The following is a 4,371-nucleotide window of genomic DNA, read 5'->3' as shown; positions in this document are numbered from 1 at the left end:
GTGCCCTCCGGGGGGCGCGGCGCGGCGCGGCGCGGGCGCCGCTGGTTCACAGCTGAGGGGGCGGCGGCCAGGGGTCGCGGGCGGACGAGTCGAAGCCTGGAGTCGCGCGGGATACGGGACGTCACGGGTGCAGTCTTCCGGTTGACGGTCCGAAAACCCAAACGGAATGTCACGGGCGGCTACGGGACTGGCCAAGGGACGGGGTCCGGGGAGGGGGCGGAGGGGGTGTTCCGGACAGGGACGAGCCGAAGCGGAATCCCCGCTACCGGCGGTGGGGTGTGCCGGGTCTCACACTCGCGTGGTTCACATCAACGGCGTCAGGAACCGTCGCAGCACCTCTTCGTAGGCCGCCGGGTCGGTGTTCCACATCGCGCCGTGCGGGGCGCCGCGGACCTCGTGGAGGGTCGCGCGGGTGGGGGCGCTCGCGGCGAGGCGGCGCGAGAGGTCCCAGGGGGCGACGGTGTCGTCGGGGCCGTGCACGATCAGGGTGGGGACGGGGGGCAGGGTGGGGGCGGGGTCCAGGGGTTGTTCGCCCGCGAATTCGCCCGCGTTTCCGCCCGCGTTCTCGCCCGCGCTGAGGCGGCCGAGGGCCGCGCGGACGGCCAGGGGGAGCAGGGCGCCGGGGGTGTGGCGGGCTGCGGCGAGGGAGCGGACGGTCGTGCGCCAGTCCAGCGCCGGGGAGTCCAGGACCAGGCCGCTGACGCGGTCGGCCAGGCCGGAGCGGGTGGCCGCGCGCAGGGCCATCGCCGCACCGGTCGACCAGCCGAGCAGGATCACGCGGTCGGCACCGTGCCCGAGGGCGTACCGCATCGCCGCGTCCACGTCCCGCCACTCGGTCGTCCCGAGGTGGTTGAGGCCGTCCGGCGGGCGCGGGGCGTTCTCGTCGCCCCGGTAGGCGGGGACCAGGACGGGGAAGCGGCGGCGGTGCAGGAACCCGAGCACGTTCAGCACGTGCGTGCGTCCCGCGCCGAGGCCGTGCACCGCGATCACCCAGGTCCGCCGCGCCCCGGGCACGAACCAGGCGGGCAGCACACCGAGTTCGCCGGGAATCCCGACGTCCGTGTGGGAGAGCCCCAGCGCCGTCGCCGGATCACCGACATGCAGGTCCGGGGTGAGGCGGACGGCCGTCCCCGCGTCGAGCGCGCCGTACGAGACGCGTTCCAGGCGGCGGACGACGGTGTCGGCGTCGTGCGGGGCGTTGGGCAGCACCGGACCGACCACCGCGTGCACCCCGGCACCGGTGAGGCCGTACGTACCGGGCCTCAGCGAGGCGAGATCCCGCGTGAGCGTGACCTGTCCCGCCGCCGTGCCGTGCACCGTGAGCTTCGGCTCCGTCGGCAGGGGACGTCCCGGCGGCCCCTTCAACGCCGTGTCGCTCACCATCCGGCCCACGGCGACACTCGCCGCCCCGGCGGCCACTACTGCGGAGACGGCGACGGCCGTCACTTTGACTGGGCGCACTCGTCCAGTGTCCGGGCGGGGGGCGGGGGCGGCCAGTGGACGCCCCGAGGCGTCAGGCCGTTCCCCCCTGCCCGTACCGGCTCAGCTTCTCCCCCGCCTCCCTGATCTGCTCCGGGTCGAGGAGGTTCGGGGTGCGGCCGGGGACGGAGGAGGCGATCAGCCAGAGGTGGGACATCCATTCGAGTTGGGCGGAGTCGGTGAAGGCACGCTCCAGGGTGGGGGCGTGGGCGAGGGTGCCGTGGTTCTGGATCAGGCAGGCGGTGCGGTCCTGGAGGGCCGTGCGGATGTTCGCGGCGAGTTCGTCGGTGCCGTAGGTCGCGTAGGGGGCGACGCGGACGGGGCCGCCGAAGGCGCCGGTCATGTAGTGGATCGGGGGGAGTTCGGGGACGAGGGTGGAGACGGCGGTGGCGTGGACGGAGTGGGTGTGGACGACGGCGCGGGCGGCGGGGAAGGCGCGGTGGACGGTGAGGTGCATGGGGAGTTCGCTGGTCGGTCTCAGGGTGCCGAGGACCTGGCGGCCGTCGAGGTCGACGCCTGTGACGTCGTCCGGCCCGAGGCGGTCGTACGGCACGCCCGTCGGTGTGACGAGGACCACCTCGGCGACGCGGACCGACACGTTTCCGGATGTGCCCACCACGAGTCCGTCCGTGACCGTACGGCGTGCTGTCGCGACCAATGACTCCCATGCCGCGGCCTCTTCGGGACGCGGGCGCCTCTGCTCAGCCATACGGGGATCCTGCCAGGGGCGGCGGAAGAGGGGGAGCCATGCCCGTAGCGACATCGCGACGCCCTGCCCAGTTCACCTTCCGTTCATCCAGGTTACTTACCTTCAACCAGCCGATTACTTCGAACGATTGCCTGGGTAAATGGAAAACTTCTCGCTGATCCTCGCGATAGTGGTGGTAACCGCTCTCGCGTTCGATTTCACGAACGGTTTCCACGACACCGCCAACGCGATGGCCACGACCATCTCGACCGGCGCACTGAGGCCCAAGGTGGCGGTGGCCATGTCCGCCGCGCTCAACCTTGTGGGGGCGTTTCTCTCCGTGGAGGTCGCGAACACGATCTCCAAGGGACTCGTCGACGAAAGCGGTATACGACCGGAGGTCATCTTCGCCGCCCTGGTCGGCGCGATCCTCTGGAACCTGCTGACCTGGCTGGTGGGCCTGCCCTCCAGCTCCTCGCACGCCCTGATGGGCGGCCTGATCGGCGCCACGCTGGCCTCGGCCGGCACCGGCGCGGTGCACGGCGACGTGCTGGTGACGAAGGTGCTGCTCCCGGCGGTCGCCGCCCCGATCGTCGCCGGTGTCGCCGCGATGCTGGCGACCAGGCTCTCGTACACGCTCAGCAAGAAGGCCGAAGGAAAGGCCGCCGAGAAGGGTTACCGGTTCGGGCAGATCGCCTCGGCCGGCCTCGTCTCCCTCGCGCACGGCACGAACGACGCGCAGAAGACGATGGGCATCATCACGCTGGCGCTGGTCGCGGGCGGTTCCCTGGCACCCAAGTCCGACCCGCCCACCTGGGTCATCCTCTCCGCGGGCCTCGCGATCGCGCTCGGCACGTACCTGGGCGGCTGGCGCATCATCCGCACGATGGGCAAGGGCCTCACCGACCTCCAGCCGCAGCAGGGCTTCGCCGCCCAGACGTCCGCCGCGACGGTCATCCTCGCCTCCTCCCACCTGGGCTTCTCCCTCTCCACCACGCACGCCGTCTCCGGCTCCGTGATGGGCGCGGGCCTCGGCCGCAAGGGCGGGGTGGTGCGCTGGTCGACGGCCACCCGGATGTTCGTCGCGTGGGGTCTGACGCTCCCGGCCGCAGCCCTCGTCGGCGCGCTCGCCGAGTCGGTCACCGGCCTGGGCGACTGGGGCACGGCCGCCGTCGCCGTCTTCCTCATCGCCTCCAGCGCGGCGATCTGGAAGATCTCGCGGCGCGAGGTCGTCGACCACAGCAACGTCAACGACACGGACGGCACGGAGGCGGACGAGCTCAAGGTCGTCATCCCCTCCCCCGTCGCCCCCACCGCCACCACCGACCCGGCCGCTCCCCCGGCCGCGACCGTCTGACCTCGAAGGACACCGCAACCATGAAGATCGACTGGTCCGCTCTCGGCTCCGTCTTCGGTGTCAGCCTCGTGGTCACCGTGGGCCTCGTGACCCTCTTCACCCTCGGCGTGATGGGCCTCTCCCGCCACGAGCGCGCCCAGGCCGACGGCGGCTCGGCCGCTCTCGCGGTCACCGGCGCGTACGCCTGTTTCGCGGCGTGCCTGGGGGCCGTGGCGTACGGCATCAGCCTGATCGTCGCCTGACCGGCGGCAACCGCTTGCAGAAACCCCGCGCGGCACGCCGTGCGGGGTTTCGTGTGCGGCCCGGCATGACAGTGGTGTGGGGTTCTGCACACTCCGCTCTCGCAGGTCAACGGTGAGTTGACGGCTGTTTGAGGCCCGTGGTGGACTGCCAGGGCCATGTACGGCGGCTCAGGAGGAAGTCGGTGCGAATCCGGCGCGGTCCCGCCACTGTGACCGGGGTAGTCATCCCCGGGAGCCAGGAACTCCCACCGCCGGTCTCGTCGAACCAGGGCGTGGACACCCTGAGTGAGGACATAACGCGATGCTCGGCCGCCGCCTGAGATACCGCCGCCCCCGGCCACTGCGCTTCCCCACGGCCGGCTGAGCCGATGGGTGCCGATCGCCTCTACGCGTACGGCGCCGCCGCCGGCCTCCTCGGTGACCTGCTCCTCGGCGACCCCCGCCGCGCGCATCCGGTCGCCGCGTTCGGCCGTGCCGCGATGTCGGTGGAACGCGTCCTGTGGCACGACCACCGCGGCTGGGGCGCCCTGCACACGGCCGTCTGCGCGGGCGGCACGATCGCCCTGGGCGCCGCCCTGTCGTCGTCCGTACGCCGCTCCCCCGCC

5 protein-coding genes and 1 riboswitch are annotated in these 4,371 nt (G+C 72.4%); of the genes, 3 read left to right on the top strand and 2 right to left on the bottom strand.

Going from position 1 to position 4,371, the window contains the following annotated elements:
• Positions 1–303: 303 nt before the first annotated feature.
• Together ACVNF4_RS33070 and ACVNF4_RS33065 are read right to left on the bottom strand one after the other, a co-directional pair.
• Positions 304–1,461: an alpha/beta hydrolase gene (locus tag ACVNF4_RS33070; RefSeq protein WP_461806568.1), complete on the bottom strand. Its 1,158-nt coding sequence runs from the start codon at positions 1,459–1,461 to the stop codon at positions 304–306.
• Between the two features lie 52 nt (positions 1,462–1,513).
• Entirely contained in the window at positions 1,514–2,188 is a 675-nt protein-coding gene (locus ACVNF4_RS33065; RefSeq protein WP_461806567.1) for a class II aldolase/adducin family protein, read from the bottom strand.
• A 139-nt stretch (positions 2,189–2,327) separates the two neighbouring features.
• Between ACVNF4_RS33065 and ACVNF4_RS33060 the strand changes: the two genes are divergently transcribed.
• The 3 genes from ACVNF4_RS33060 to ACVNF4_RS33050 form a co-directional block, all read left to right on the top strand.
• A complete protein-coding gene (locus ACVNF4_RS33060) occupies positions 2,328–3,524 on the top strand; it encodes an inorganic phosphate transporter (RefSeq protein ID WP_461806566.1) in 1,197 nt (398 codons plus the stop codon).
• 20 nt (positions 3,525–3,544) lie between these two features.
• On the top strand, positions 3,545–3,766 hold the full coding sequence (locus ACVNF4_RS33055; protein WP_055723602.1) for a hypothetical protein: 222 nt from the start codon (positions 3,545–3,547) through the stop codon (positions 3,764–3,766).
• A 124-nt stretch (positions 3,767–3,890) separates the two neighbouring features.
• Positions 3,891–4,030: riboswitch (cobalamin riboswitch) on the top strand.
• Between the two features lie 104 nt (positions 4,031–4,134).
• Positions 4,135–4,371, top strand: a 237-nt coding sequence (locus ACVNF4_RS33050) for a cobalamin biosynthesis protein (protein WP_461806565.1), incomplete at its 3' end; no start/stop codon positions are given.

The sequence above is a fragment of the Streptomyces sp. S6 genome, assembly GCF_054880855.1.
Note: the sequence above shows the minus strand (reverse complement) of the source record. Positions and strands in the feature narration are given on the sequence as shown.

Bases quoted from the DNA above. Each gene is read 5' to 3' on its own strand.
- ACVNF4_RS33065 (WP_461806567.1), bottom strand. From the start codon at position 2,188: ATGGCTGAGCAGAGGCGCCCGCGTCCCGAAGAGGCCGCGGCATGGGAG.
- ACVNF4_RS33060 (WP_461806566.1), top strand. From the start codon at position 2,328: ATGGAAAACTTCTCGCTGATCCTCGCGATAGTGGTGGTAACCGCTCTC.
- ACVNF4_RS33055 (WP_055723602.1), top strand. From the start codon at position 3,545: ATGAAGATCGACTGGTCCGCTCTCGGCTCCGTCTTCGGTGTCAGCCTC.